We start from the raw sequence: 2,075 nt of genomic DNA, 5'->3' as shown, positions 1-2,075 counted from the left end.
CCCCCTCAACCACGCCCCGCCTCCGCACACGGTCGACCCGCGCACAAGGTGCCGCCGGACCACCACTTTGAGCACCCACCAACCACGCGCAGCCCGGCGGAATGGTCGACCCGCGCCCAAGGTCAGCGCCCGCCCACAAAGGTGGGACGCCACCTCCTCGAGCACCCCTCAACCACGCCCCGCCTCCGCACACGGTTGACCCGTGCACAAGGTGCTGAGGCCCCACCTTGAGCACCCCTCGACCACGCCCCGCCTCCGCACACGGTTGACCCGTGCACAAGGTGCCGAGGTCGCGGCACCTTGGGCACCCGCCAACCACTCGCGGCCCGGGGGGATGGTCGATCGGTGCTCTAGGTGAAATGTCGGTGGGGGCTTCTAGGGTCGCGGCATGCGGAGTGTGGAGTTGGGGCGGACGGGGTTGCGGGTCAGCAGGTTGGGGCTGGGGTTGGCTTCGATCGGGGGGATGTTTGCGGCGGTGCCGGAGTCGCAGGCGATCGCGACGATCGACCGGGCGTGGGAGCTTGGGGTGCGATTGTTCGACACTGCGCCGGTCTACGGGTACGGCGTCTCCGAGCAGCGGGCCGGGTTGGCTCTCCGCGGCCGCCCTCGGAATCACTTCGTGCTCTCCACCAAGGTCGGCCGCCTGATCGAGCCCGGCGGACCGGACCTGCAGCCGATCTGGGCCGAACCGCCGGCCGGTGTCGGACCTCGACTCGACTACTCGTACGGCGCGGTGATCCGCTCGTTCGAGGCGAGTCTGGAGCGGATGGGGATCGACCGGATCGACATCCTGCACATCCACGACCCCGACCTCGACTTCGCCACCGCATCGACCGACGCACTCCGCGCACTGAACGAACTCCGCGGCCGCGGCGCGATCCGAGCGATCTCCCTCGGCGTGAACCACGCCGACGTGGCAGCCCGCTTCCTCCGCGAGACCGGGACCGCCGGCCCGGACTGCATCCTGCTCGCCGGTCGCTACACCTTGCTCGACCGCTCCGCGACCGACGAGCTCCTGCCACTCTGCGAGAAGCTCGGCGTCGCCGTACTCGCGGCCGGAGTCTTCCAAGGCGGTGTGCTCGCCGACACCGCAGATGGCGCGCCCCACGGGTATGCGCGGGTCCCGGCCGAGCTGCTCGCCCGGATCGATCGACTCCGCGAGCTGAGCCGCCGGTACGACGTACCGTTGCTGGCGGCCGCGATTCAGTTCCCACTGGCGCATCCCGCCGTACCGGCCGTGGTGGTCGGAGCGCGCAGCCCGCAGGAGGTCAGCGAGGTCGCAGCCTGGCTGGAACACGCCATCCCGGAAGCCTTCTGGGCAGAGCTCTCGACCTACTAAGGTCAGCGCTATGCGGTTCATGCTGCTCCACAAGACGAACGACGGACTCGAAGCGGGCAACCCGCCGGACCCCGAGATCCTCGCCCGCGCCGACGCGGTCCTCGAGGAGATGCGCCAGGCGGGTGTGCTGCTGGTCGCCGAAGGCCTGATGCCGAGCGCCAACGGTGCCCGCATCTCAGTCGCGCAGCCCGGTCCGCCGCGCGTGCTCGACGGCCCGTTCGCCGAAACCAAGGAGCTGGTCGCCGGCCTGTCGATCATCCGCGTCGACTCCAAGGAAGACGCGGTCCGCTGGGCGCTCCGCTTCGCCGAGGCCGACCCCTACACCGAGATCGACATCCTCGAAATCGCTGGCTAAAGCCTGTAGTGCAGGATCGGGTACGGCTTGTTGGTCGAGTCCCGCTCGCTCCTGCCGACCAGCGTGAACCCGTAGTGCTCGTAGAACCCGACGGCCTGCGGGTTCTGCTCATTCACGTCGACCGCAGTCGCCGCAAACTCCTTGCAGGCATGGTCGAGCAGCAACGTCCCACCACCTTGCCCCCGGTACGCCGGATCCAGGAACAGCATCTCGACATTCCCCTCGGCCACCCCCACGAAGCCGATCAGGTACCCGTCGCCGTCCCGCAACCCAGCCAACTGCGGAATCCCCGCGATCGCCTCGCGCACCAACGGCCGGAACACGTCCAGATCCGCCTCAGTCACAAAGTCATGAGTAGCCCGAACCGACGCCTCCCACAAC

At 69.0% G+C, this 2,075-nt stretch carries 3 protein-coding genes; 2 read left to right on the top strand and 1 reads right to left on the bottom strand.

The features are described from left to right. Positions 1-388: 388 nt before the first annotated feature. Together E1261_RS44530 and E1261_RS44525 are read left to right on the top strand one after the other, a co-directional pair. Positions 389-1,339 carry an aldo/keto reductase gene (locus E1261_RS44530; RefSeq protein ID WP_132416385.1) on the top strand — a complete coding sequence of 317 codons (951 nt, stop codon included), beginning with the start codon at positions 389-391 and terminating at the stop codon, positions 1,337-1,339. Positions 1,340-1,349: 10 nt separating this feature from the next. Then, complete coding sequence (locus tag E1261_RS44525) at positions 1,350-1,694, top strand: YciI family protein (protein WP_132416383.1); 345 nt, start codon at positions 1,350-1,352, stop codon at positions 1,692-1,694. Here E1261_RS44525 and E1261_RS44520 read toward each other — a convergent pair. Next, positions 1,691-2,075: GNAT family N-acetyltransferase (locus tag E1261_RS44520; protein ID WP_132416381.1), on the bottom strand; the 385-nt coding region annotated here is incomplete at its 5' end. The two genes, E1261_RS44525 and E1261_RS44520, sit on opposite strands and share 4 nt — an antisense overlap.

The sequence above is a fragment of the Kribbella albertanoniae genome (assembly GCF_004348455.1).
GTDB lineage: Bacteria > Actinomycetota > Actinomycetes > Propionibacteriales > Kribbellaceae > Kribbella > Kribbella albertanoniae.
Note: the sequence above shows the minus strand (reverse complement) of the source record. Positions and strands in the feature narration are given on the sequence as shown.

Bases quoted from the DNA above. Each gene is read 5' to 3' on its own strand.
- E1261_RS44530 (WP_132416385.1), top strand. From the start codon at position 389: ATGCGGAGTGTGGAGTTGGGGCGGACGGGGTTGCGGGTCAGCAGGTTG.
- E1261_RS44525 (WP_132416383.1), top strand. From the start codon at position 1,350: ATGCGGTTCATGCTGCTCCACAAGACGAACGACGGACTCGAAGCGGGC.